The following is a 23,969-nucleotide window of genomic DNA, read 5'->3' on the forward strand; positions in this document are numbered from 1 at the left end:
TAACAGACCTAACAAATTGTTGCGCCCGGGGAAGATTCATTGCGCGCTGCTGGGAGATTTCGCACAAATATTGCGATTCCGAGGTGTCTCAAAGTGTGAACTGACCGAATAGAGGGCGTAGCATCGAAACCGTGCCAGTGCCACCTTTGTCGGATTCCACAGTTTTCGACCCGGTGGATGCACCCTCCCGAAGGCGAATCAGAGGCGAGATCGTTCTCGTGCTCGGCCTGTCGCTCGGTGCGTCGGCGGTCTATTCGATCGTGTCCCTCGCCGACAGTCTGACGAGACCCACGCCCCTCTCGCAGCAGGTTCAGTCTCTCAATAACTCGCTGAACAATCGCGCGATTTTCGACTTCATCTATCAGTTCCTCGCCATCTTCTTCGACCTGGTTCCGGTCGCCCTCGTCTGCTTCCTGCTGTGGCAGAGCGCGAGGCCGCACCTCGCGCGCCTCGGCCTCGCATTCGACCGTCCGGGGCGTGACTCCCTGCTCGGGCTCGGACTCGCGCTCCTGATCGGGATCCCCGGCATCTTCGTCTATCTGGGTGGCAAGGCCCTCGGAGTCGGCGTGACCGTATCCGCGTCCCCTCTCGATACGTACTGGTGGACCATCCCGATCCTCGTGCTCTCGGCTCTGCGCGCAGGCCTGCAGGAAGAGCTGATCGTGATCGGCTACCTGTTCGCCCGGCTGCGCGACCTCGGCTGGAAGACGTGGCCGATCATCCTCTCGGCCGCGCTGCTCAGGGGCACCTACCACCTCTACCAGGGCTTCGGTGCGTTCGTCGGCAACTTCGCCATGGGCGTGCTGTTCGGGTGGCTGTACTCCCGCTACGGCCGGGTGCTGCCCCTCGTGATCGCACACTTCGTGATCGACACCGCGATCTTCGTGGGGTACCCGTGGGCGGCATCCGCGTTCCCGGGGCTGTTCGGCGTGGCGAAGTAACGCTCGCACGAGTGCCGGACCCGGCCCACTGAGCGCGTCGCGGTCGTGGCGGGATAAACGACGCGTCACGGCGGTACAAAGCCCTCGCGGAGGGAGTCGTGTCTCCCGCCGCGAGGGCACGTACCCGCCGCGAGAACGCGCCGGGTCATTTCTGGCGACACGATGTGACAGCGCCCTCGTGCGGATGCGTCGGCAATCCCCTCGAGAACGCGTAGTTCCTTCTTGGACCGGCGATTCGCCGAGCGGTGCGATACCACCACATCCGTCGTCACCCACACGGCGAGGAATCCCCAGGGCGAGGAATCTTGAAGGCGACGAGCACGTGAGCAGCCCGTCCCGACGCGAATCCCGGCGGAGGTTCTCGACGAGGTCGCGCGCGAAAAGCGCGACACCCTCGAGCACCTTCAGTCCCCCATCGAGCGGGGGCGTGCTGAGGACGAAGCTCGCGATCGGTCCGGCGCATGGATGACGTGACACTTCTCATCCAAAATCGGTTCAGAACGGCAAGAAGTGGTGGGGTCGATACCCTGACGGGCTACGACGGCCCCGCGAGTTCTTGGTCTGGCCGACCGAGCGCCCGACGAACCGCGACCTGGCGGGTGTAGTCCGTTCGCGCGAAAGTTTCACGTCGAGAAGTTTGCCAGCGCTCGGGCACTCCGGGGAGAGGCCCCGGGTCTCGATGCGCTTGCCGGCTCCCGCTGCTAGGCCTGCAGGCGCCCTACTCGAAAGCCTCCGGTGGCGGGCAGGCGCAGACCAGGTTGCGGTCGCCGTAGGCGTTGTCGATACGACGCACCGGCGGCCAGTACTTGGAGCGGATGAGACTGCGCACCGGATACACGGCCTGTTCGCGACTGTACGGGTGCGTCCACTCCCCCTCGATCACGGACTGCGCCGTGTGCGGGGCGTTGTGGAGGGGGTTGTCGGCGAGCGGCCAGGTGCCGGAGGCCACGGCATCCGCCTCGGCCCGGATGGCGATCATCGCATCGATGAAGCGATCGATCTCGTCGAGGTCCTCACTCTCCGTCGGCTCGACCATGAGGGTTCCCGCGACTGGGAAAGACATCGTGGGGGCGTGGAATCCGAAGTCGATGAGGCGCTTGGCCACATCGTCGACCGTGACGCCGGTCGCCTCGGTGAGGGGACGGAGGTCGAGGATGCACTCGTGCGCCACCAGTCCGTTGTCACCCGCGTAGAGCACCGGGAAGTGATCGCGCAGGCGCACGGCCACGTAGTTGGCGGCGAGGACGGCCGCTCCGGTCGCCTCCCGGAGTCCGTCGGCGCCCATCATGCGCACGTAGGCCCAGCTAATGGGAAGGATGCTCGGTGAGCCGTAGGGGGCCGCGGATACGGGAGCACCCGCGTGCAGCTCGCGCTGCGCCATCGGATGACCGGGGAGGAACGGCGCGAGATGCGCCTTCGCCGCGACCGGGCCAACGCCCGGACCGCCGCCGCCGTGAGGGATGCAGAAGGTCTTGTGAAGGTTGAGGTGGGAGACGTCCCCGCCGAAGTCGCCGTAGCGGGCGAACCCGAGCACGGCGTTGAGGTTCGCACCATCGACGTAGACCTGGCCGCCGGCGTCGTGCACGGCCTTGCAGATCGTGCCGACCTCGTGCTCGTACACACCGTGCGTCGAGGGGTAGGTGATCATGAGGGCTGCGAGTGAGTCGGAGTGCTCGGCGATCTTGGCGCGGAGGTCGTCGACATCCACGTTGCCGAGCTCGTCACAGGCCACCACGACCACGCGCATGCCGGCGAGCACCGCGGAAGCCGCGTTCGTGCCGTGGGCGCTCTGCGGGATGAGGCAGACCGTGCGCTGGCTGTCGCCGCGGGAGCGGTGGTAGCCACGGATGGCGAGGAGCCCGGCGAGCTCGCCCTGGCTTCCCGCGTTCGGCTGAAGCGAGACGGAGTCGTAGCCCGTGACATCCGCAAGCCAGCCCTGCAACTGGTCGATCAGCTGAAGGTAGCCCTCCACATCCGCTTCGGGGGCGAAGGGATGGAGCCCAGCGAATTCTGGCCAGGTGACCGCCTCCATCTCGGTGGCCGCATTGAGCTTCATGGTGCACGATCCGAGGGGGATCATGCCGCGATCGAGCGCGTAGTCGTAGTCGGCGAGGTGCTTGAGGTAGCGCATCATCGAGGTCTCGGACCGGTGGGTGTTGAACACCGGGTGCTCGAGGTAGGCACTTCTGCGTTCGAGGTCGACGGGGATCCACTCGAGATCGTCGGGCACGGTCTCGTCGGCGAGATCCTCGCCGAGGATGCGTGCGATGGCGCGCACGTCGTCGAGAGTGGTCGTCTCGTCTGCGGAGAGTTGAACGTGATCCTCATCGACGAGATGGATGAGGTAACCGGCGGAGTGCGCCCGCTCGACGAGCCGGGAGGCCTTCGTCTTGGTGTGGAGCGTGATCGTGTCGAAGAAGTTCGCCGAGACGACAGTGTGACCGGCCTCCGAGGCGGCCCGGGCGAGCACCCGCGTGAGGCGGGTCACCCGGGTGGCGATCTGCCGCAGGCCCTGCGGGCCGTGATAGACCGCGTACATCGAGGCCATGACAGCGAGGAGCACCTGGGCGGTGCAGATATTGGACGTGGCCTTATCACGCCGGATGTGCTGCTCGCGCACCTGGAGTGAGAGACGGTAGGCCGGATGCCCGGTGGCATCCTGCGAGACTCCGACGAGTCGACCGGGGAGCTGGCGTTCGAGCCCAGCCCGCACTGCCATGTAGCCCGCGTGCGGCCCACCGAAGCCCATCGGAACGCCGAAGCGCTGGCTGGTGCCGACCGCGACATCCGCGCCCAGATCTCCGGGTGAGGCGATGAGGGCGAGGGCGAGCAGGTCGGCGGCGACCACCGCGAGGGCACCCTTCGCCTTCGCTGCGGCGATGACCGAACTCGGGTTCCAGACCCGGCCGGAACGGGCCGGGTACTGCACGAAGATGCCGAAGGCCTCAGGAAGGTCGATCGCGTCACGCGGAAGCTCTGCCAGGTCGAGCACGACCAGATCGATACCGACGGCGCTCGCACGGTTCTCGAGCAGCGCGAGGGTCTGGGGAAGAGAATCCGAATCGACGATGAAGGTGTTGCTCTCGAGCTTCGAGGCGCGACGGGCGAGCATCATGCCCTCCACGACTGCGGTGCCCTCATCGAGCATCGATGCGTTTGCGGTGGTGAGGCCGGTGAGGTCTGTGACCATCGTCTGGAAGTTGATGAGCGCCTCGAGACGCCCCTGGGAGATCTCCGGCTGGTAGGGCGTGTAGGCCGTGTACCAGCTGGGGTTCTCCAGCACATTGCGCTTGATCACGGCCGGGGTGATGGTGTCGTAGTAGCCGAGACCGATCATCGAGCGATTGACCGTGTTCTTGCGGGCGAGCACCCGGAGTTCGGCGAGCGCCTCGCGCTCGGTCGCCGCGGGCGGCAGCACAGAGTCGGCGGCGGCGCGGAACCCGTCGACGTGGATGGATGCCGGCACGGCGGCGAGCACGAGCTCATCCACAGTCTTGTAACCGAGCGCGCCCAGCATCGTGGACTGTGCAGCGGCGTCCGTTCCGATGTGGCGCTCGGCGAAACCGCCGGTGGCCAAGAGGTTCTGCGTGAGCAGGTCGACGCCGGCCACTACTCGCCCACCAGCGCGGTGTACTCGTCGAAGCTCAGGAGAGACGGAAGTTCGGTGAAGCTCACCTTGATGAGCCAGCCTTCACCGAATGGGTCGCTGTTCACGAGTTCGGGATTGGCCACGACGGCGTCGTTCACCTCGGTGACCGTGCCGTCGACCGGGGCGAAGAGCTCGCCGACCGACTTGGTCGACTCGATCTCGCCCACGATCTTGCCGCTCGCGACGGTGGCCCCCACCGTGGGCAGATCGACGAAGACGACATCGCCGAGCTTCTCCGCCGCATAGGCGGTGATGCCAACGATCGCGATGTCGCCCTGCACCTCGAGCCACTCGTGCTCGGCCGTGTAACGAAGGGTGTTCTGTTCAGCCATGACTATTTGGCCTCTCTCTGATAAAAGGGAAGTGCGGTGACGGATGCCGGTACGCGGGTTCCGCGCACATCCAAGAACAGTTCAGTGCCGAGTTCACGCACGGCGGGATCGACGTAGGCCATCGCGATCGGGTATCCGAGAGTGGGGCTGAGCGCACCACTGGTGACCACCCCCACCTCTGCGCCATCGGCATCGAGCACGAGGTAGTCCGCGCGACCGGCACGCTTGCCCTCGGCCCGCAGGCCGACGAGGACGCGAGCCCCCTCGGCCGGTCCGGTCTCGACCGCGGAGCGACCGACGAAGTCGCCCTCCTTCTTGAGGTTGACGACCCGACCGAGGCCGGCCTGCACGGGGAAAATGGTGAGACCGAGTTCGTGGCCGTAGAGCGGCATCCCCGCTTCAAGGCGCAGGGTGTCGCGGCTGGCGAGACCCGCCGGCACCAGTCCGCTGCCGGCGCCGGTCTCCGCGATCGCGCGCCACAGTGCTGTTGCGGCATCCGGGGCGATATAGAGTTCGAAGCCGTCTTCGCCGGTGTATCCCGTGCGGGCGACGAGGATCTCGTGCCCCTCGAACTGGCCGGGGGTCGACCAGTAGTACTTGAGGTCGGCGAGACCGGCGACCACGATGCCCGGTACCTGGCTCAGGATCTCGAACGATTTAGGTCCCTGGATCGCGATGAGCGCGATGTCGTCGCTCTCATCGAACACCTCGCAGTCGAATGGCGCGGTGCGCTCGAGCAGTTCGGCAGCGACCGCTTCGCGATTGGATGCGTTGGCCACGACGATGAACCGGTCCTCGCCGGTGCGGTAGACGACAAGATCGTCGATGATCCCGCCCTCCCGGCCGAGCAGAAGACTGTATTTCGCCTGGCCGATGGCGACGGCCGAGATCTTGCCGGCGAAGGCGTAGTCCAGGGCATCGGCGCTCTCCGGCCCGAGCACCACGATCTCGCCCATGTGGGACAGATCGAAGAGGCCGGCCGCCGTGCGCACCGCGTGGTGTTCGGCGAGATCACTCGAGTAGCGCACCGGCATCTGCCAGCCCGCGAAGTCGGTGAAGCTCGCGCCAGCCTCCACGTGGACACCATTGAGCGGTGAGTATCGTTCTTCGGTCTTCTCGGTCACGTTCTTGTCTGGCACGGAGTTCTCCTGGCGCGCGCGGGCTGCGGATGAAACTCCCCCTCTGTCATGGGCCTGAGAGTTTCACGCCGGAGCGCTTTCACCTTCGGCGGGATGGCGGACTCGAGAGTCCGGTCATCCACTTTCCAGAGTGGCCAGTTCGATGCGGTACGTAGACCTGAGAGATTGGCGGGGAGGCTTGCTCCTTCGGTGCCCGACCGGGGTCGGACTCTCCCGCATCGCGTGTGCGGCCCAGTTTTCGATTGTGGGGCCAGCCTAGCAAGGGAACAGTGCAGCGTCGCCTCGGGGTCGACCGCCCGCCGTGGTCAATCGCTCGGTATCGTCAGTCGCTCGTTATCGTCAATCGCTCAGGCCGAGCCCGTAGATGAGGGAGGCCGCAATGGTGGGGATCGCGACCAGCGCACCGAGCACCAGCGCGACGATCGCGAGCAGGGTGTTGGGCCGACCGCCTCCGCGCCGAAACGTGAATGCACCGAAGGCGATACCGAGCACCCAGGGAATGCCGAAGAAGAAGACTCCCTCAGTCTCGTACATGTAGCGCAGCCGGGCACCCTGCAGGAAGAGCCCCAGCTGTTCAGCCCCGCCGAGGAGCAGGGCGGCCGCTGCCGTCCCAGCGCCGAACACGACGGCGAGGATCGCGGGGGCATCGACCCCCTCGCCGCGCGGAGAAGGAGCGGCAGGTCTCCGGGCGATCACGAACGAGCGAAGAAACAGCACCAGTGCGGTCACCATGAGGGAGAGCGCGATGCCGATCGCGTACACCTGCTCGACCGGGGCGTTCGGCGGGAATCCCGAGAACCCCACGATGTCGACGACCCCGGCTACGAGCAGGCCGAGCGCGACAAGGCGAATGAGGGTGACGCTCTGGCCGGTCGCCTCCCGAACTGTGGGCGCCGGGGCGATCGGCGAGGTGCCCTCGTTCGTCATGCCCTCAGGCTATTGCCCGGCTGCGCTGCCCCGGTGCTCAGGGCGGAGATCCGGGCGACACGCCGCGCAGGGACGCGCACAGGCGGCGTGTCATCCAACGGATCCGCGGTCGGCTACTGCCGTGTCCCTCGCGGGGTACGCCTCGCGGGGCTACGCCTCGCGGGGCTACGCCTCGCGCGACTTCGGGGAGCTCTCGAGCGTCTTGGCCGGGTCGCGTTCGACGATGTCCCCGAGCGCGTCGTCGATGCGGGCGAGGAGTTCCGCCGGGATGGTGACGCCGGCGGCCTTGACGTTCTCGTGTACCTGCTCCGGGCGGGATGCGCCGATGATCGCCGAGGCGACATTCTCGTTCTGGAGCACCCAGGCCACAGCGAGCTGAGCGAGCGAGAGGTCGAGCTCTGCGGCGATCGGGGAGAGTGACTGCACCCGCGTGAGCACATCGTCGTTGAGGAAGCGCTTGATCATGTTTGCTCCGCCCTTCTCGTCGGTCGCCCGACTGCCCTCGGGAAGCGCGGCCCCCGGCGCGTACTTGCCGGTGAGCACGCCCTGCGCGATCGGCGACCAGACGATCTGCGAGATGCCGAGCTCCTTCGAGGTCGGCACGACCTCTGCCTCGATCACCCTCCAGAGTTCTGAGTACTGCGGCTGGTTGGAGATGAGCTGAACACCGAACTGCTTAGCGAGGGCGGCGCCCTCACGCAGCTGATCTGCAGTCCATTCGCTGACGCCGATGTACAGCGCCTTGCCCTGGCGCACGACATCCGCGAACGCCTGGAAGGTCTCTTCCAGCGGCGTCTCGTAGTCGAAGCGGTGGGCCTGGTAGAGGTCGATATAGTCGGTCTGCAGTCGCTGAAGCGATCCGTCGATCGACTCGAGGATGTGCTTGCGGGACAGCCCCACGTCGTTGTGGCCCTTGGGTCCGGTGGGCCCGAACACCTTGGTGAAGATCTCGAGCGACTGGCGGCGCTGGCCCTTGAGCGCCTCGCCGAGCACAGTCTCGGCCATGGTGTTGGCGTAGACGTCTGCGGTATCGAAGGTGGTGATGCCGGCATCGAGCGCCGCGGTCACACAGGCCTTCGCGGTGTCGTTCTCCACCTGCGAGCCGTGGGTGAGCCAATTGCCGTAGGTGATCTCCGAGATCTTGAGGCCTGAGTTTCCGAGGTATCTGAATTCCATGATTTCAACCCTACGCTCGCCTGTTGGGGGGTCTAGCCCTCCTCCGGCCAGGGGGGGATGAACGATTCCCCGGCCGACTCCATCAGTTCGATCAGCGCCTCGAGAAGGCCCTTCATAGTGGTCGAACGCAGCAGAGCGATCTGGTCCAGCTCGCCGACCGGCGCGATCGCGGCCAGTTGCCACGCTGCTGCGGCCGGTTCGTCGGAGATCTCGACATCCGGTGACCAGAGCTGGTCTCCCGACTCGCTCGCCAGCCTCAGCGTTCGACGTACCGCTTCCTCCGCCCGCACGCGGAGGGGCATCAGATCGTCGCTCCACACGAGCTCGGGGATGGCACGCACCCGGGCCGCCGGATGCGGATCCTCCTCGAGCCACTCGAGGATCTCGATGCGGCGCTCCCCCTGCGCGACGAGCACGACGAAATCCTCGGTGGCATCAAGCTGCTGGATCTGCGCGACGGTGCCCACCGTGAAACGCTGCTCCCCTCCCCCGACCTCCTGGCCGCGTTCGATGAGCACGACCCCGAACTCCGAGGGCTCATCGGACAGGATGCGCGACAGCATCACGAGGTAACGCTCTTCGAACACGCGCAACGGCAACGGCATGTGTGGAAAGAGCACGGACCCGAGGGGAAACATCGGAAGGTCGGTCATCTCTACAGGCAACCACGAAGGGTGCCGATCGACTAGGGAGGGCAGCCTGTGAATCCGCCCGGGGGTCGGATTTGTACCCGGTCGACCTCATTCGGGGCACAGCTGGGGCTGTCCCGCGTTCGGGGGGTTTTCTATCCCCTAGGATCAGACTCAATGGACACCCCGACCCATTACGAATTGCTGTGTGTGACCCCCGAAGCCACAGCCGATGAGATTCGTAACGCCTACCGCCGACTCATCCGGCTCTACCATCCCGACGTCTCCGGAGCCGCCGGCGAAGCGATGACGCTGCGCCTCAACGAGGCCAAGCGAGATCTGCTCGATCCGGCCCTGCGGGCGCAGTACGACCGTGCTCATCTGTATGCCGGCGCCGGCGCACGCGCGGGTGCCACCCGCTCCGCCGCGGGCCCGACCGCCTCGAAATCGCGCATCAACGACGACTGGCGCCCCCCGCCGCGCGCCGCCGGTCCGACAGTGCCGGCCTCGACGAACCGGGCACGCTATCGGGCGTGGATGACGGTGTCAGTCGCGTCGATCGCGGCAATCGTCACCATCACGGCCGTCGTCTTCGCCTGGAGCTATTCCGGTCCCCTCGGTCTGACGACCCCCCGCGTGATCCCGCCACTGGTGATCGCGGTGGGCTGGATCGTCGGCGGCTTCAGCCGACCTTCGAGGTTCTTCGTCGCGATGCTGGCCTTCGGCAGCGCGCTCTGGCCGCTCGTCGCACTGGGCGTCACGCCGTTCTCGATGCTGTCCGATTCGATTCCGCCGGTGATCCTCGCCGCACTGACGATGCTCGGGATCGCGGTGCTCGCCCTCCGGATCTCCGCGCCCCTGGTGACACGGCTGTCGCGGTATCGGGCCGCCTCGGCCTGAGAGAGCCGACCGCGCACAACACCTCGTCTCGGTCGGCGGATCGGATGCCCGGGTCGGGACCAAAGACCCCGGTCGCGCCACTGCGGCGGCGTAGCGTCGATAACCGATGCCGGCCCTCGAGACTTCGGTACTCGAGGAGGCACCCGTATGACCGTCGGAAGCTCGATCCGTTCTCTCCTGCCCAGCTGGCGTGACTATCGCGCGGTCAAACGCACCTGGCGCGGTGACATCGTGGCGGGCATCACCGTAGGAATCGTCGCGCTGCCGCTCGCGCTCGCCTTCGGGGTGAGCTCCGGCGCCGGGGCGGAGAGCGGCCTCATCACGGCGATCATCGCCGGCGTCGTGGCCGCGGTGTTCGGCGGCTCGAACATCCAGGTCTCCGGGCCGACCGGTGCAATGGTGGTGGTGCTCGGACCCGTGGTGGTCGCCCATGGCGCGGGAGTGGTCGCCCTGGTGAGCCTCGCGGCCGGAGTCGTGGTGGTCGTGGCCGGCGCGTTGCGACTCGGGAGAGTCGTCTCCTACATCCCCTGGCCGGTGATCGAGGGTTTCACCCTCGGCATCGCCGTCATCATCTTCTTGCAGCAGGTGCCCTCGGCGATCGGCGCCACGGCGGGCAAGAGCAGCAACGCCTTCGTCGCGGCTGTCGAATCCTTCGCCTCCGTGAAGGCGGATACCGTCGCCTGGGCGATCGGTGCCGTCGCCGTCGTGGCAGTGGTCATGATCCTCGCCCCGCGCCTCCATCCGAAGCTGCCAGGGTCGCTCATTGCGATCGTGCTCGTCTCGGTGACCGCCTCGCTTGCCCACCTGCCCCTCGCCCGGATCGGTGCTCTGCCGAGCTCACTGCCGGCGCCGACACTTCCGGCTATCGATCTCGCCACCCTGGGCTCTCTCGTCGGGCCGATCTTCACGGTGGCCGCGCTCGCGGCGATCGAGTCGCTGCTTTCCGCCAGGGTCGGCGCGGCCCTCGCGGACACCGGAACCTACGACCCGGATCGGGAGTTGGTCGGCCAGGGGCTGGCATCCGTGGCATCCGGATTCTTCGGGGGGATGCCCGCAACCGGCGCCATCGCCCGCACCGCGGTCAACGTGCGCTCCGGCGGACGCACTCGACTCGCGGCGATCATCCATTCGTTCGTGCTGCTCAGCATCGTCGCCCTGGCCTCTGGAGTCGTGTCGGGGATTCCCCTCGCCGCACTGGCCGGGGTACTCATGGTCACGGCAACCCGCATGGTGTCGGTGTCGACAGTGCGCAGTGTCGTCGGTTCCACCCGCTCCGACACCGTCGTCTTCGTGCTCACCGCTCTGATCACCGTGTCATTCGACCTGATCGTCGCCGTGGGCATCGGCATTGCCGTCGCCGCATTCTTCGCGCTGCGCACGCTCTCAAAGTCCGGCGGTGTGCACCGCGAGCCGCTGCCGAGCCCGGGGCTGCCCGGTGACGAGCACATCGCTCTGTTCCGCTTCGAGGGTGCGCTCTTCTTCGGTGCGGCCGAGCGCATGCTCGACCAAGTGACGCAGATTACCGGAGTCGACGTCGTGATTCTGCGGCTCTCGCAATTGCAGGTGATGGATGCCACCGGCGCGCGCGTCATCACCGAGATGATCCACGGGCTCGAACGACGTGGCATCACCGTGCTGGTCAAGGGCATCCAGGAGCGACACCTGCAGCTGGCGACCCGAGTAGGGGTGATCAGCTCCCTCCGTCACCAGAAGCATCTGTTCGACGACCTCGACGCGGCGATCGACCACGCCCGCAGTCACGTGCGAGTCAGAAGCTGACCACGAAACTCGGGATGCCGACGGCAGCGGATGTCACGGGGGCGCCGGTGTCGTTGACGACGTGATCAAGGGTGCCCGCCCCGAGTTGCACAGTGAGCAGGTCGTGCAACTGCACGCCCGGGGTCACCGGCACCTCGAATCCCCGCGTTGCATGGATGCTGGGGTCGACGTTGGTGAAGATGTAACTGCCGCCGCCCCAGAGGGTGTGGGTCTTCACCGAGTCGGCGACCTTATAGCCGGCCCAGCCGAGTACTCCGTCATGCTGCCACGCCGCCTGGTTCGGGGCGTCATAGGGCAGTTCGTTCTGGAAGAACACCGTGCTGCCGCGCTCGCCGTTCCAGATGACGTTGTACTTCTGGAAGTGCTCAGAGAAGAGGCCTGTCGCGGTGACATTGCGGCCATTGATGACGACCCCGGTGTCGGAGGTATTGGCCGTCCAGCCGACCCCCTGGCCGTGGTCCGCACGCCAGGCCCAGATGTTGTCGAGGAGCACGTTGTCGCTGTTGACCTGCAGGGCGACGGTGGCCTTCCCCACGTGCGGCCCGCCGATGCGGAAATACACGTCCTGCACAGCGGTCTGGTTGCGCACCCCACCCCAGCGTTGATTGTCCGATTCCGTGTCGTGGTCGTGCCAGTGTCCGTCCCGCTTCGTTCCGATCTGCAGCAGCACCGGCGAATTCACCGCGCCCGCGTCGATCATGATGCCGGCGACATCCACCCCGCCGACGTCCGCCACGGCGAGCGGCACCGCGCCGTTCATGGCGGTGAGCGTGGCGACGCCGAGTCCGAGCACCACGGTGTTCGCGCGCTTCACCGAGATGGTGCGGTCGATGTCGTAGACGCCGGGGGTGAACAGCAGGTTCTTGCCGCGGGCGAGCTGGTCGTTGATCGTGCGCACCGGCACGCCGGGTGAGGCGACGAAGAAATCCGTCAGCGGGATGGCACGGCCCGCCGTCGGCGCGCTCTCCCAGCTGGTTCCGACCGAGTCGGTGCGGCCGTCCGGAACGAACACGCTATAGCGGTTCTTCGCGGTATCGAAGAAGAGATACGGCTTCTCCCGGCTCACGGCCGTGGTCGTGAGGGTGGTGTAGGTGGGGTCGGGGAACGACTGGGCCGGGGCGCCGGTCACTCCGGAGAACACCTGGTTCCAGACGCCGTTCGACCACGACCCGATGGAACTGTTGCGCACCAGGAATTGCTGCTGCGAGCCGTTGACGATCGATCCGGCCCTCGAGTCGGCCATGAACCCTCCGCTGGCGAACTGGGGCCCGGCGGTGCAGTAGTCCATGAACGTGAGGGTGCCGCCGGTCACGTCGACCCGACGCATCGGCGCCGCCTGCGACACTGCCCAGAACTCGCCAGATGACCGACAGTCCGCGCCCCCCGCGACGTTGATCGTGAGGTTGGAGACGGAGCGCCAGAAGTTGTCGGGCGCGCTGCAGTTGTCGGCGGTGAAGCAGCGGTTGTAGACATCCACGTGCCCGTTGATCGTGACATCACCCGGCGAGACCCCGAGGCCGGCAACCTCGGTGTAGTAGCCGACCTGGAAGACCAGCGGATCGGCCACTGTGCCATAGACACCCGGCTTGAACAACAACGCGAAGCGCGCCGTGCCCATCTCGTTGTCGACCTGCTGGGCCGCGATGGCATTGACAGTCGCCTGGATCTGGCTCTGCGGCATGCTCGGGTCGAAGATCTTCACGTTCGGTCCGAAATCGACGACCGCGGATCCGCCCGACGGACGCCCCTGATCGGCGAAGGCCGCGGGCGCGAACGCCGCACCGGAGAGTGCGATGGCCAGAGACACGAAGATCGTCACGACCGTCCGCGCCGTGCGATGGACTGAGCGGTGGAGGGGGGAAGGGACGATGGCCATGGCGGATCTCCTGCTCTCTTCGTTGAGGCGGGCGTTCGGGGGCGCACGATGATGGGAATCGTACGTTTGAAGCTGGCGACGGTCAATACCAGCAGGCTCACAGATCCATGCCGGCCGCCTAGGCTCGGAATGTGCCCTCCTCGTCTTCCGACCGTCATTCCATTCCCCGCACCATCGGGCGCCTGCTGCTCGCGGCTTTCCTTCTCCTCGCCGGTGTCAGCCACCTGACATTCAGCCGAATCGCTTTCCGCGCTCAAGTGCCGGAGTGGTTGCCCGTGGACCCGGACTTCGTGGTGATCGCCTCCGGAGTCGTCGAGATCACCCTCGGGCTCTGCCTCGTGCTGCTCACCCGCCGCCGCGTGATCGTCGGAATCGTCGTGGCAGTGTTCTTCCTCCTCGTGTTCCCCGGGAACATCTCCCAACTGGTCACACACACCGACTCCTTCGGCCTCGACACCGACCTCGCCCGCGGCATCCGCCTGTTGTTCCAACCGTTGCTCGTCGCCTGGGCCCTTTGGAGTACGGGTGCCTGGAAGTGGATTCGACGTCGCCACCAAGCGAGGTCATAGGGAATTAGGCTCCCGACCCGGTTGGTCAGATCGGGCTCGTTCCCTCCTCGCCCTCGACACACGACGTCCGAGAATGGCTCGCGATCTCCGGCCCGTCGACCGCACTTCCAGAACGTCGGGGTGCGTGTTCGACTGAAGAATTTCGCGAAATCGCACTCTGATTGGTGTAGGCAAGGGAGGCGCACCCCTGATCTGCGTCACCCGACGTCCGCGCATCTCTCCTGGTCCTCTGTCCAGCCAGAAAGGCTCCACCTTGGTAACCATCAAACGACGACTTGCCGAGTCCGCCCGCGTCGAAGCCTTCAGCGACGGCGTTTTCGCCGTCGCCATCACTCTGCTTGTGCTCGAGTTGCACGCACCAGAGGGCAAAGGCGAATTCCTGAGCGAACTTCTTGCCCAATGGCAGACCTACGTCGCATACCTTGCAGCGTTTCTGGTCATCGGTGTGGTGTGGATGACACACCATTCCCTGTTCACCCGCATCGGTCGGGTCAATTCGCGGCTCATCGCCCAGAATCTTCTGCAACTGCTGCTGGCCTCCCTCGTACCCTTCGCCGCCGGAGTTGTCTCGGATTCGCAGCGGATGGGAGAGCGGAGCGACCAGGTAGTCGCAGTTGCACTATTCGCCCTGATTTCCATCGCGTTGTCGCTCAGTTGGTATTGGCTCTCTTGGTATGTGGAGAAGACCCCAGAATTGCTCATCGATCCCTCCGAGATACCGGCGCTCGGCCGTTCACGCAGAGCGCAGTTATTCACTATTTTCCCGCCCATTGCTGCGTTCATGCTGGCGTTTCTCAGCCCTCTGCTCGCGCTGGCTATTCTTGGCGTGCTGCCCCTGTTCTACCTCGGATCGATATTGCGCACAGAACGCGGTATCGAATGAGAGTCCCCACATCCAGCAGTGGAAAGATAGCCGTCATGGCGGTGGTATCCCCGGCAAATTTGGCAATTCGAGGGTCCTGAGCGCCGGATTGCGGACTTAAGAAGCTACCGGTTCGGGCCCCCAGCGCCTCAGTCGAATGAGCAACCGATGCACCGCCACTGCCCTCCCCCGACACTCCCCCGACCCTCCCGCGGTGCGAGCGGCGCACTAGCGTTGTGCCATGACCGACCGCCAGCATCTGACCCGCGCACTTTGGACCCTGTTCGAACCGATCCACGCCGTCGCCTACTTCGATCCCGAGGCGCGCGAAGCGTTCGCCGCCGTGGGACTCCCCCGTTACTGGGACGGCTACTTCGCCGGTCGTGCCGCCCCCCTCGGAGCCATCGGTGCGGCACCGGTCACCGCCATCTTCAGCGGATTCGCACCCTCCCTCGTCGAGCGCGCATTGCCCGCGGTCTGGGCGACGGTGACTCCGGATGCCGCCCTCGAAGCCCGCTCGACCGGGGCCGCCGCGAGTCTGCGCGCCCTCCTTCCCGACACCGGGGCGGTGGCCCGCGCCGCCGACGCTCTCTCGGATGTCGCCGCGCACGCCGACACGGTCGGGCGCCCCCTCGCCGCGGCCAACCGCGCGCTGCCGACCGAGCCGGATCCCTACCGCCGGCTTTGGCAGGCGACGGCGACGCTGAGGGAGCATCGGGGTGACGGCCACGTGATCGCACTCGTCGCGGGTGATATCGCCGGGCTGTCGACCATCCTCCTCCGGAGCGGACTCGACCTCGACGCGACAGCGATGCAGCGCTCCCGAGGCTGGTCGGACGACGAGTGGCAGACCGCTCTCGACGATCTGGTGCAGCGGGGCCTGATCGGCGACGATGGGCGCACCACCGCCCAGGGCACGGCCACCCTTGCCACGGCAGAACGCCTGACGAATGCGCTCGCCGTCGGCCCCCTCGCGCACCTCGACGATGCCGGTCTTCTCGAGCTGGCGGCGCTCCTTCGACCGCTGGCGACCGCGGTCGGCACACTGTTCCCCTACCCGAATCCGATCGGGATGCCCGAACCGTGGGATCCCGAATCCGACCCGCTGGCCGCGCGGATCCCTCACGAGCCCCGGGCCTGAGGCGTCAGGCGGCGCGCACCTCGAGCGCACCGGGCTGAGCGCCATCCGCTGCGAACTCGATGCGACGATTCGCGACCTTCTCGCTGAAGAATCGATCATGGCTGACCACCACGATGGCTCCGGGGAAGTGGAGTAGCGCCCGCTCCATCACCTGGGTGCTGGTGAGGTCGAGGTGGTTGGTCGGCTCGTCGAGCAGCAGCACGGATGCCCCGGACAGGAGGCACTGGGCCATGGCGACCCGCGCCCGCTGGCCACCTGAGAGATTGCCGATGCGATTCTTGAGGTCGGCTTGAGAGAACTGGAACATGTCGAGGAACCGGCCCACCGACTTGCAGGTCGCCGTGAGGGCGAGGCTGTCGGGATAGGCGTTGACGGCGTGAGTGACCGTGTCGCTGTCGTCGAGGTCGGCGAGCACTTCGTTGTAGGAGACGACCTTCGCGCCGGCCGCCCAGGTGACGGTTCCGGCATCCGCCTTCTCCTCGCCCGTAAGCACCCTCAGCAGCGTCGTCTTTCCGCTTCCGTTCGCGCCGCTCACCACTATTCGATTTCCCCGTCGGATCTCGAAGGACAGCCCGCCGAACAAGGCCCGATCGCCGAAGGACTTGCCGAGGTCTTCGACCCGGCAGAGCACGTCTTTGACGTGCAGGCCGCCGTAGATCTCGGTGATGATCTGATCGACCGGCCGCGGTGCGCGGGACTTCTTGATCTGCGAGAGCTGCTTATCGAGGCCACGACTGGCCGCCTTCGCGGCATCGCGGCGGTCCGCGATACCTTCAGCCTCGAAGGCGAGCAGCTCCGACTCGTGCTGGAACTGCGCCTCGAGCGTCTTCAGTCGAAACTGCTTCTGGATGATGTACTCGCCGAAATTGCCCGGGTACTCGTGCAGGTGGTAGTTCTCGATCTCGATGATGCGGGTCGCGACGGCGTCGAGGAAGGCGCGATCGTGCGAGACGATGACGGCGGCTCCGTGGAACCCCCGGAACCACGCTTCGAGCCATTCGACGCCGGCCACGTCGAGGAAGTTGGTCGGCTCGTCGAGCAACAGCACATCCGGGTCTTCGAGCAGGATCTTGGCGAGAGCGGCGCGGTTGCGCCAGCCCCCCGAGAGCTCGTCGATCGCGCACACCCGATGGGCCTCGGTGAAGCCGAGAGTGGTGAGCGCGGTGTCGATGCGGCGACGGTAGTCCCAGCCATCCAGCCGGTCCATCTCACCGAACAGGTCGGACTGACGGTGGATGAGCGGGTCGAGGTCGGCGGCAGGATCCGCCGCGATCGCGGCGTCGATGGCGGCGAGTTCCGCCTCGATAGCGGCGATCTCGGTGAAGAGACCCTCGAGCACCGAAACGATCGTGGCGGTGCCGTCGAGCTCGGAGAATTGCGAGAAGTAGCCGATGCGGGTGCCGGGTTCCACCACCACCGTCCCGGCATCCGGAGTCACCTGTTCGAGGATCAGTTTGAGGATGCTCGTCTTGCCGGAGCCGTTGCGTCCGATCATCCCGACGCGGTCTCTGCCGTCGAGCCGGAAGAACGCCTCGCGCAGGATCGGCGTGTTCTCGAAGCGGAGTTCCACGTCGTTCAGTCGAACCAGGCTCATGCTGTCCTCTCGAAGGCACGGTGGAGTCGCCGGCCGCATGGAACTCTAGCCGCTGCGCCCGAGTGTGGCCGCCGCCTGGTCCGTACCCGGCGCTGCTCAGCCGCGCCGGGGGCAGAAAGTCCCTGTTCGGGTTCCCCGGCGCGCATAGCGTCGGAGTATGACCACTTCTGCCGCCCTTCTCATCGACGCCTTCGATCGGATCAGGGACTCCGTGCACCGCGCCGCGAAGGGATTGAGCCCCGAACAGCTCTCCACCCGCGTCGACGACGGAGCCAACTCGATCGGATGGCTGCTCTGGCATCTCAGCCGCGTGCAAGATGACCACATCTCCGAACTCGCCGGCACCGAGCAGGCCTGGACCGCAGATGGATGGTGCGAGAGATTCGGTCTCCCGTTCGAAGTCGGTGCGACCGGCTACGGCCAGACCTCCTCCGATGTCGCGAAGGTGGCGGGAATCGCCTGCGACCGGTTCGTCGGATACCACGGAGACGTGCACGATCGCACGGTGCGATACCTCGGCACCCTCTCAGACCTCGACCTCCAACGAGTCGTGGATCGTCGTTGGACGCCGCCCGTGACCCTCGCCGCGCGGGTCGTCAGCGTGATCAGCGACGACCTCGAGCATGTCGGCCAGGCGGCCTTCGTGCGGGGAGTCGTGGAGCGAAGGACCCCGCGCTGAGAGGCGATCGCCGGGTGCGGTCTGCGCCTTTGCTGGCAATCCACCGGCGCGCTCCAAGGCTGCGCTGACGGCCCCATACGATTAATCAACCCCATTTCGGGCCAGCGACCACAGCCCCTGGAACGGAACAGCAATGACGCTCATCCTCAAGCCCGGTACCGACTGGACGACGGTCTCCGACCTGGCGCGGCGCCGCGCTCCAGAGGCCTTCGACTCGGACCGGATCCGCAACCTGATCGGGGGCGAATGGCGAGCGGTCGGCACGACTGGCGAGCACGTGAGTCCGGTCGACCAGTCAGCGATCCTCGGTCCGCCACGGGTGGACCACGACACCGCCGTCGCCGCCGTTGCGGATGCGGTTCGCCAGCACAGCGAGTGGGCCGCCGTGCCCCTCGACGAGCGCGCTGCGCGGGTGAGGGCCGCCCTCGACGGGCTCCGTGATAACCGCGACGCCATCGCCATGCTGCTGGTCTGGGAAATCGGGAAGCCGTGGAAGATCGCCTGTGCCGATATCGATCGGTGCATCGAAGGGGTGGAGTGGTATCTCGGACAGATCGGGAGGCAGCTCGAGGGTCGGCGCCCCCTGGCCGGTCCGATCTCGAATATCGCGTCGTGGAATTACCCGCTGAGCGTCTTGGTGCACGCCGAGCTCGTGCAGTTGCTCGCCGGCAACGCGGTCATCGCGAAGACTCCCTCACAGGGCGGTTTTCACGCTCTCACCCTCGCCCACGCGATGATGGCGCGCGCCGGCCTTCCCGTCACCTTGCTTTCCGGAGTCGGAGGCGAGCTTGCGGATGCGCTCGTCTCCTCCCCCAGCCTCGGCGCACTGGCCTTCGTGGGTGGACGATCGAACGGGCGTGCGGCAGCCCAGACCCTCGCGAATTTCAACAAGCGACACATTCTGGAGCAGGAGGGCCTGAACGCCTGGGGTATCTGGGACTACTCGAACTGGGATGACCTCGCACCGATCCTCAAAAAGGGCTTCGAGTATGCCAAACAGCGGTGCACGGCCTACCCGCGCTATGTGGTGCAGAGACGGCTGTTCCCGGCATTCCTGGAGATGTACCTGTCGGTGATCGGGAATCTGCGGTTCGGGCATCCGCTCGCGGTCGAGGATCCCGCGGATGAGCTGCCAGAGCTCGAATTCGGTCCCGTGATCCAGAAAGTGAAGGCCACCGACCTCCGCGCCCAGTACGACGAGGCGATCACGATGGGTGGCATCCCCCTATACCACGGCGATTTGTCGAAAGGGAACTTCCTTCCCGGGCAGGACCTCGCCGCCTACGTCGCTCCGGCCTGCGTGCTAGAACCGCCCCGGGCGTGGTCGCTGCACCACTCCGAGCCGTTCGGACCGATCGACAGCATCGTGCTTGTCGACACCGAGGCGGAATTCATCTCCGCGATGAACGTCTCGAACGGCAGCCTGGTCTCCTCGGTGGCAACGGATGATCGAGCCTTCGCCGCGCGTGTGCGCGAGGAAGTGCACTCGTTCAAATTCGGCATCAACCGTCCGCGTTCTCGCGGAGACCGGGAAGAGGTGTTCGGCGGCCGTGGAGCGTCCTGGCGCGGAGCGTTCGTCGGCGGGGACCTGCTGGTCGACTCGGTCACCGACGGTGAGCGGCCGCTCTTCGGCAACTTTCCAGACGGGGCACGCTACCCGGATACGCTCGACGACTGAGCCAGGGTAGGGCTCGAAGGGGATCCGCTAGTTGTTGAAGCGGAACTCCACCGGGTTACGTTAGCGTTAGGCATCATGAAGAAACGTGCTGCCCTCTACCTGCGCCAGTCGAAGTCCGACGATGAAGGTATCGAACGTCAGATCGAGCGTACAACGGCGCTAGCCACTGCGCGGGGCTGGGCCGTGGCAGAGACGTTCATCGACGATGACGTAACGGCGTCTAAGCCCCGTGGCCCGAAGACGGCATGGGGGCGCATGCTGGCAGCGGCGGACGCGCTTGACGTGGTCATCGGTGTGGACCTTGACCGCGTGGTGCGCTCGACCCGTGACCTGAACACCCTCATCGACCACAGGCTCATGCTGGCCACGGTTGATGGCGAGATTGACCTAACTACCGCCGATGGGGAGTTCCGCGCGTCGATGCTGGCGTCCATAGCCCGGTTCGAGGTTCGCCGTAAGGGTGAGCGCCAGACCCGCGCGAATGCTCAGCGCGCCGCGAAGGGTGGGGTACCTAAGGGCGTACGCCTGAAGGGTTACACGACTGCCGGGGAGGTTGTCCACGATGAGGCCGCGACCGTGCGCGCGCTATTCGACGGCTTCTCCACGGGGCTGACGCTCCGCACGCTGTCCCGCCAGCATGGCCTGACCCCAAGCACCGTGCGCACCATCCTGACGAACCCTCGCTACGCTGGGCGGCGCGTCTACAAGGGCGAGGTCGTGGGAGATGGTGACTGGGAGGCGATTGTGCCGGGTGATCAGTTCGACAGCGTCAACCGTGGCCTAGCCGACCCTCGACGCCAGACCAACCGCACTGGCTCCACCGCACGTAAGCACCTGGGCACCAGCCTGTTCCGCTGCGGGGAGTGCTCTGCCGTACTCAGCGTGAAGGCCGGTGAGCATGTGGATGGCCCGACTGTGCGCACAGCAGGCTCAGGCGGTCGGTATTGGTGTCAGGTGTGCAGCCTGGTGCGGACGATGGCCCCCATCGACGACGCCGTGCTCAAGCTGGTCCAGGATCGCCTGAGTAACCCCGATGCGCTGGCCGCGCTGACACCTGATGTGGACACCGACCCACTGCGCGACGAGCATGCCGCACTCAGCGAGCGCAAGGCCACACTCGCCGGCCTGGTGGCTGACGGCACTATGTCTCGTGACGACGTGAGGGATGCAGTCGCGCGGCTAAACGCGCGCCTGTCAGAGATAGACCGAGTGCTGCAAGCTGCCGGGAGCCCCATGGCGCTGCTCACTGAGGAGGAACAGCGGGCGGGCATCGCGGCGCTGAACCTAGACCGCCAGCGAGCGCTCATTGACTACCTGATGACCGTGTCCCTGCTACGAGCACCCCGTGGACGCAAGGGCTTCAACCCTTCCACGGTGCTCATTGCGTGGAAGGGCTAGTCACGCCGTGCGGATTTTAGCCGCTACTGTGGGCATAGTACCTGAGGGAGGCACACGAATGGACCCGATCTACACTTTCACGTCGCACATAGCCGGGAAGAACGCACGCGTCTCCATATACAACGACCGCATCGAGTGGGAGCGTCCACGCGGGATCTCGGGTGGCAAGATTGCAGCAGGGATCATGACCGCTGGCCTTAGTCTCGCCGCTACCGGAGTAAAGAATGGCAAGTCTGGGAGCGAGATGATCCCAGTGAAGTCCATCAGCTCTGTGACGACCAAGCGCGACGGAATGCTCAACACCCTCGTATCCATCATCACGAGCGGAAACACGATCGACTTTCGTGTCTCTCACGCGGAGGCCACTGCGGTGAAGACAGTCGTAACCGACCTGATTCTCGGGAAGTATGACGTCGTCGCACCCGCGGTCCCTGCCGCCGCGCAGCCAGCGCCGCCCACCGTGCAGCCTGAAATCCACGACCAACTGCAGAAGCTCGCCTCGTTGCGCGACTCAGGCATCCTGACCGATGAAGAGTTCACCGCGAAGAAGGCCGAACTGCTCGCCCGACTGTGAGGTCAAACGGCAGTTAGGCGCTTCTGCACGTTCGCAACTGTTCCGACTGTCCATACTGTGCCGGTGGCCGTGGTGAGCTTTTCGACATTGAGTTGCGCAGCCGTGGCCGCGAGCGTGTGCGTGGCCCGCAGGGTCATCAGGCGGTCCCCAGTGGCCTGCGGCAGTGTGGACACTCGCCCCATGTGCCTCCCCTGACGCTTGGCCGCTTGCATGGCAACTGACGTGCGCTCCCCGATGACCTCCCGCTCCCACTCGGCTACCGACATCATCACGTTGGCCACGAGCTTGCCGGTCGGGGTGCTGGTGTCCACACCCAGGTCGATAGCCACGACAGCCCACTTACGCGCTGCGGCCAGCTTGAGGATGCCCGAGAAGTCATGCACGCTGCGGCTCAGGCGGTCGAGCTTGGCCACCACGATGCCGTCAACATCACGACGCTTGGGGATGACGTGCAGCCGGGTCAGCGCGGCTTGTAGCTGGGGGCGGTCCAACGACTTGGCGCTGAGCCCTTCGTCCATGTACCAGACCACGTCCCAGCCGTGCGCATCGGCGTAGCGCTGGATGGTGTCACGCTGGGCTTCCAGCCCGAGCCCGCTATGGGCTTGTTCCTCAGTGCTGACCCGGAGGTAGCCCAGCATCGTGGTCATCGAGCAGCGGCCTTCTTGGCGGGGGCCTTGGCCGGTGCCGCCTTGGCGACCGGTGCGGGGGAACCCTCCCGGCAACCGTCACAGAAGTCGATGCCGTGGGTGTAGTACGCCGCCTTCTCGGTAGCGCTGTAGGCGAGCGTCTTGTGATCCTCACAGAACGTGACCCACTTGCCGCCCTCAGTGTCAGCGCTGACTTCTTCAGGGCGCGCGACGGTGAGCTTTTCCCCGGTAGCGCGGATGGTGCGTGTGTACATGATGTTCTCCTTGGTGGACTTTTACTCGAACATGTGTTCGAACAAGTTGAACTATTACACGGATGGGTCCCCTTCGGTTAGCACTTTGTCAAATCCGTGCTTGCATTGCTTCGCATTCTGCTCAGTGCGCCATCCTCCGCTGGCCGGGTGCCGTGGCGTGCGGCTCCTGCTGAGGCCCTCTGAGCTCTCCGTGAGAGCCCGGGGGGGGGCGGGCTGGCCCCCCACACACGCCAGAGGCCCACTCGCACGCGAGAGAGCCCCTGGGCGGTTCCGGTGCAGATCAGTCCTGCGGTGCCGAGAAGGTCATGCTGTTGAACATGTTGTACCCGGCTCCGGAAGCGTTGGCGTCGAGGTAGTCGAGCGCTTCGGCGCTGCCAGCGGTGTCGGGGAAGGCACCCGTGTAGACCTCGGCGGCATCCACCCAGCCGTTGTTCCTGGCCTTGACGCCCAGCGCGTGGGCGAAGTCCGCGTCGTTGCCAGCGATCGCATCCTGCAGAACCTCCATCACCTCGCGCTTGTCGGTGATCTTGCGGGCACGGTCGGCGGCGTCACGACGGCTCACCACGCTGGCCGCGTCGCTGGGCTGGTCACCCCGGAATTCCTTCTCGACCTTGTCGCGGAGCCCCTTCACGAACGACGCCTGATCGGCCTTCAGCCCGTCGAGCTTGGCCTTGGTCTCGTAGGCGAGGCTGTCCAACTTGCCACGCTTGGCCAGGTCGCTGGTCATGGGGTCGTCCTTGATCGCCTGGCGGGCGATGCGGTGCGCCTCCTTGATGCTGGTGGCGCTCTCCTGGGAATTCTTCAGCGCGGAGTTGAATGCGTTCTGGACGGACAGCGGGGTTGACTTGCTCATGATGGTTCTTCCTTCTGTTGATGGGTGGTCCCGGGAGTAACCGCCCGGTCGGTGGTTGATGTAGTGCGCCTGCGCTTTGGTGAGCGCTCGACGCCAGCCCAGAAGCCCGCGTCGGCCTTGGCCGCAGTGGCGTAGGCGTCACACAGATCAGTGATGGGGCACCTGGCGCAGATTGATGAGCACTCGTCCCGTTGCTCGTCGGTCCGAGAATCCGCGGTGAACAGAGGCAGGCCGCTGCAACCTGGCGTTACGTCCTCCAAGGCAGCGTTCAGGGCATCCCAGGCATCGTCAGCGCTACCGGCCACGGCTCAGCCCTCCTGCGTCAGGCGTGAGATGTCCATACAGCCGTGAGCCCTGTTCGGCGGCGGGCAA

Annotated in this window: 22 protein-coding genes and 1 riboswitch; of the genes, 10 read left to right on the plus strand and 12 right to left on the minus strand. The window is 66.0% G+C overall.

Annotated elements, in window-relative coordinates:
- Positions 1-131: 131 nt before the first annotated feature.
- Complete coding sequence (locus tag F1C58_RS12030) at positions 132-941, plus strand: CPBP family intramembrane glutamic endopeptidase (protein WP_255461089.1); 810 nt, start codon at positions 132-134, stop codon at positions 939-941.
- A 718-nt stretch (positions 942-1,659) separates the two neighbouring features.
- Here F1C58_RS12030 and gcvP read toward each other — a convergent pair.
- The 6 genes from gcvP to F1C58_RS12060 all read right to left on the minus strand — a co-directional run bounded on the left by gcvP (position 1,660) and on the right by F1C58_RS12060 (position 8,817).
- Complete coding sequence (gene gcvP / locus F1C58_RS12035) at positions 1,660-4,458, minus strand: aminomethyl-transferring glycine dehydrogenase (protein ID WP_370543714.1); 2,799 nt, start codon at positions 4,456-4,458, stop codon at positions 1,660-1,662.
- Between the two features lie 92 nt (positions 4,459-4,550).
- Positions 4,551-4,922, minus strand: a complete 372-nt coding sequence (gene gcvH / locus F1C58_RS12040; protein ID WP_185201334.1) for a glycine cleavage system protein GcvH — start codon at positions 4,920-4,922, stop codon at positions 4,551-4,553.
- A gap of 2 nt (positions 4,923-4,924) precedes the next feature.
- Positions 4,925-6,061, minus strand: a complete 1,137-nt coding sequence (gene gcvT / locus F1C58_RS12045; RefSeq protein WP_185201335.1) for a glycine cleavage system aminomethyltransferase GcvT — start codon at positions 6,059-6,061, stop codon at positions 4,925-4,927.
- A 135-nt stretch (positions 6,062-6,196) separates the two neighbouring features.
- Positions 6,197-6,287, minus strand: a riboswitch (glycine riboswitch).
- Positions 6,288-6,400: 113 nt separating this feature from the next.
- Entirely contained in the window at positions 6,401-6,988 is a 588-nt protein-coding gene (locus F1C58_RS12050; protein WP_185201336.1) for a hypothetical protein, read from the minus strand.
- A gap of 165 nt (positions 6,989-7,153) precedes the next feature.
- Complete coding sequence (locus F1C58_RS12055) at positions 7,154-8,164, minus strand: aldo/keto reductase family protein (RefSeq protein WP_185201337.1); 1,011 nt, start codon at positions 8,162-8,164, stop codon at positions 7,154-7,156.
- Positions 8,165-8,196: 32 nt separating this feature from the next.
- A complete protein-coding gene (locus F1C58_RS12060) occupies positions 8,197-8,817 on the minus strand; it encodes an LON peptidase substrate-binding domain-containing protein (protein ID WP_185201338.1) in 621 nt (206 codons plus the stop codon).
- 153 nt (positions 8,818-8,970) lie between these two features.
- On the opposite strand from F1C58_RS12060, the gene F1C58_RS12065 reads away from it, so the two are divergent.
- Both F1C58_RS12065 and F1C58_RS12070 read left to right on the plus strand, forming a co-directional pair.
- Entirely contained in the window at positions 8,971-9,693 is a 723-nt protein-coding gene (locus tag F1C58_RS12065) for a J domain-containing protein (protein WP_185201339.1), read from the plus strand.
- Positions 9,694-9,840: 147 nt separating this feature from the next.
- Positions 9,841-11,472 carry a SulP family inorganic anion transporter gene (locus F1C58_RS12070; protein WP_185201340.1) on the plus strand — a complete coding sequence of 544 codons (1,632 nt, stop codon included), beginning with the start codon at positions 9,841-9,843 and terminating at the stop codon, positions 11,470-11,472.
- Here the strand turns inward: F1C58_RS12070 and F1C58_RS12075 are convergent.
- Positions 11,462-13,348 carry an adenylyl cyclase gene (locus tag F1C58_RS12075; RefSeq protein ID WP_255461091.1) on the minus strand — a complete coding sequence of 629 codons (1,887 nt, stop codon included), beginning with the start codon at positions 13,346-13,348 and terminating at the stop codon, positions 11,462-11,464. The genes F1C58_RS12070 and F1C58_RS12075 overlap by 11 nt on opposite strands.
- A 131-nt stretch (positions 13,349-13,479) precedes the next feature.
- Here F1C58_RS12075 and F1C58_RS12080 point away from each other — a divergent pair, with 131 nt between their 5' ends.
- The 3 genes from F1C58_RS12080 (at position 13,480) to F1C58_RS12090 (ending at position 15,920) form a co-directional block, all read left to right on the plus strand.
- Positions 13,480-13,917: a hypothetical protein gene (locus F1C58_RS12080; protein WP_185201341.1), complete on the plus strand. Its 438-nt coding sequence runs from the start codon at positions 13,480-13,482 to the stop codon at positions 13,915-13,917.
- A 253-nt stretch (positions 13,918-14,170) separates the two neighbouring features.
- Positions 14,171-14,800: a TMEM175 family protein gene (locus F1C58_RS12085; RefSeq protein WP_185201342.1), complete on the plus strand. Its 630-nt coding sequence runs from the start codon at positions 14,171-14,173 to the stop codon at positions 14,798-14,800.
- Positions 14,801-15,020: 220 nt separating this feature from the next.
- Entirely contained in the window at positions 15,021-15,920 is a 900-nt protein-coding gene (locus F1C58_RS12090) for a hypothetical protein (RefSeq protein ID WP_185201343.1), read from the plus strand.
- A 4-nt stretch (positions 15,921-15,924) separates the two neighbouring features.
- Here F1C58_RS12090 and F1C58_RS12095 read toward each other — a convergent pair whose 3' ends face one another.
- The gene (locus F1C58_RS12095; protein WP_185201344.1) at positions 15,925-17,514 is read right to left on the minus strand and encodes an ABC-F family ATP-binding cassette domain-containing protein; all 1,590 of its coding nucleotides are present in this window, start codon (positions 17,512-17,514) and stop codon (positions 15,925-15,927) included.
- A gap of 157 nt (positions 17,515-17,671) precedes the next feature.
- On the opposite strand from F1C58_RS12095, the gene F1C58_RS12100 reads away from it, so the two are divergent.
- The 4 genes from F1C58_RS12100 to F1C58_RS12115 all read left to right on the plus strand — a co-directional run bounded on the left by F1C58_RS12100 (position 17,672) and on the right by F1C58_RS12115 (position 21,843).
- Entirely contained in the window at positions 17,672-18,193 is a 522-nt protein-coding gene (locus F1C58_RS12100; RefSeq protein ID WP_185201345.1) for a DinB family protein, read from the plus strand.
- A gap of 133 nt (positions 18,194-18,326) precedes the next feature.
- On the plus strand, positions 18,327-19,871 hold the full coding sequence (locus F1C58_RS12105; RefSeq protein ID WP_185201346.1) for an aldehyde dehydrogenase family protein: 1,545 nt from the start codon (positions 18,327-18,329) through the stop codon (positions 19,869-19,871).
- A 75-nt stretch (positions 19,872-19,946) separates the two neighbouring features.
- Complete coding sequence (locus F1C58_RS12110) at positions 19,947-21,269, plus strand: recombinase family protein (RefSeq protein ID WP_185201347.1); 1,323 nt, start codon at positions 19,947-19,949, stop codon at positions 21,267-21,269.
- 58 nt (positions 21,270-21,327) lie between these two features.
- Positions 21,328-21,843, plus strand: coding sequence for an SHOCT domain-containing protein (locus F1C58_RS12115; protein ID WP_219731969.1), 516 nt, complete (start codon positions 21,328-21,330; stop codon positions 21,841-21,843).
- 2 nt (positions 21,844-21,845) lie between these two features.
- Here F1C58_RS12115 and F1C58_RS12120 read toward each other — a convergent pair whose 3' ends face one another.
- The 4 genes from F1C58_RS12120 to F1C58_RS17105 form a co-directional block, all read right to left on the minus strand.
- Positions 21,846-22,490 (minus strand): recombinase family protein, encoded by a 645-nt coding sequence (locus F1C58_RS12120; RefSeq protein WP_185201348.1) that lies wholly within the window; start codon positions 22,488-22,490, stop codon positions 21,846-21,848.
- The gene (locus tag F1C58_RS12125; protein ID WP_185201349.1) at positions 22,487-22,744 is read right to left on the minus strand and encodes a hypothetical protein; all 258 of its coding nucleotides are present in this window, start codon (positions 22,742-22,744) and stop codon (positions 22,487-22,489) included. Before F1C58_RS12125 ends, F1C58_RS12120 begins: the two co-directional genes overlap by 4 nt.
- 280 nt (positions 22,745-23,024) lie before the next feature.
- Positions 23,025-23,597, minus strand: a complete 573-nt coding sequence (locus F1C58_RS12130) for a hypothetical protein (RefSeq protein ID WP_185201350.1) — start codon at positions 23,595-23,597, stop codon at positions 23,025-23,027.
- Positions 23,594-23,902, minus strand: coding sequence for a WhiB family transcriptional regulator (locus tag F1C58_RS17105; protein ID WP_185201351.1), 309 nt, complete (start codon positions 23,900-23,902; stop codon positions 23,594-23,596). Before F1C58_RS17105 ends, F1C58_RS12130 begins: the two co-directional genes overlap by 4 nt.
- Between the last annotated feature and the right edge of the window lie 67 nt (positions 23,903-23,969).

The organism is Glaciihabitans sp. INWT7 (genome assembly GCF_014217685.1).
Classification (GTDB): Bacteria; Actinomycetota; Actinomycetes; order Actinomycetales; family Microbacteriaceae; genus Lacisediminihabitans.

Coding starts and splice junctions, on each gene's coding strand:
- gcvP (WP_370543714.1), bottom strand. CDS start 4,458: ATGCTGGGCGCGCTCGGTTACAAGACTGTGGATGAGCTCGTGCTCGCC.
- gcvH (WP_185201334.1), bottom strand. CDS start 4,922: ATGGCTGAACAGAACACCCTTCGTTACACGGCCGAGCACGAGTGGCTC.
- F1C58_RS12050 (WP_185201336.1), bottom strand. CDS start 6,988: ATGACGAACGAGGGCACCTCGCCGATCGCCCCGGCGCCCACAGTTCGG.
- F1C58_RS12055 (WP_185201337.1), bottom strand. CDS start 8,164: ATGGAATTCAGATACCTCGGAAACTCAGGCCTCAAGATCTCGGAGATC.
- F1C58_RS12060 (WP_185201338.1), bottom strand. CDS start 8,817: ATGACCGACCTTCCGATGTTTCCCCTCGGGTCCGTGCTCTTTCCACAC.
- F1C58_RS12065 (WP_185201339.1), top strand. CDS start 8,971: ATGGACACCCCGACCCATTACGAATTGCTGTGTGTGACCCCCGAAGCC.
- F1C58_RS12070 (WP_185201340.1), top strand. CDS start 9,841: ATGACCGTCGGAAGCTCGATCCGTTCTCTCCTGCCCAGCTGGCGTGAC.
- F1C58_RS12075 (WP_255461091.1), bottom strand. CDS start 13,348: ATGGCCATCGTCCCTTCCCCCCTCCACCGCTCAGTCCATCGCACGGCG.
- F1C58_RS12090 (WP_185201343.1), top strand. CDS start 15,021: ATGACCGACCGCCAGCATCTGACCCGCGCACTTTGGACCCTGTTCGAA.
- F1C58_RS12095 (WP_185201344.1), bottom strand. CDS start 17,514: ATGAGCCTGGTTCGACTGAACGACGTGGAACTCCGCTTCGAGAACACG.
- F1C58_RS12100 (WP_185201345.1), top strand. CDS start 17,672: ATGACCACTTCTGCCGCCCTTCTCATCGACGCCTTCGATCGGATCAGG.
- F1C58_RS12105 (WP_185201346.1), top strand. CDS start 18,327: ATGACGCTCATCCTCAAGCCCGGTACCGACTGGACGACGGTCTCCGAC.
- F1C58_RS12110 (WP_185201347.1), top strand. CDS start 19,947: ATGAAGAAACGTGCTGCCCTCTACCTGCGCCAGTCGAAGTCCGACGAT.
- F1C58_RS12115 (WP_219731969.1), top strand. CDS start 21,328: ATGGACCCGATCTACACTTTCACGTCGCACATAGCCGGGAAGAACGCA.
- F1C58_RS12120 (WP_185201348.1), bottom strand. CDS start 22,490: ATGACCACGATGCTGGGCTACCTCCGGGTCAGCACTGAGGAACAAGCC.
- F1C58_RS12125 (WP_185201349.1), bottom strand. CDS start 22,744: ATGTACACACGCACCATCCGCGCTACCGGGGAAAAGCTCACCGTCGCG.
- F1C58_RS12130 (WP_185201350.1), bottom strand. CDS start 23,597: ATGAGCAAGTCAACCCCGCTGTCCGTCCAGAACGCATTCAACTCCGCG.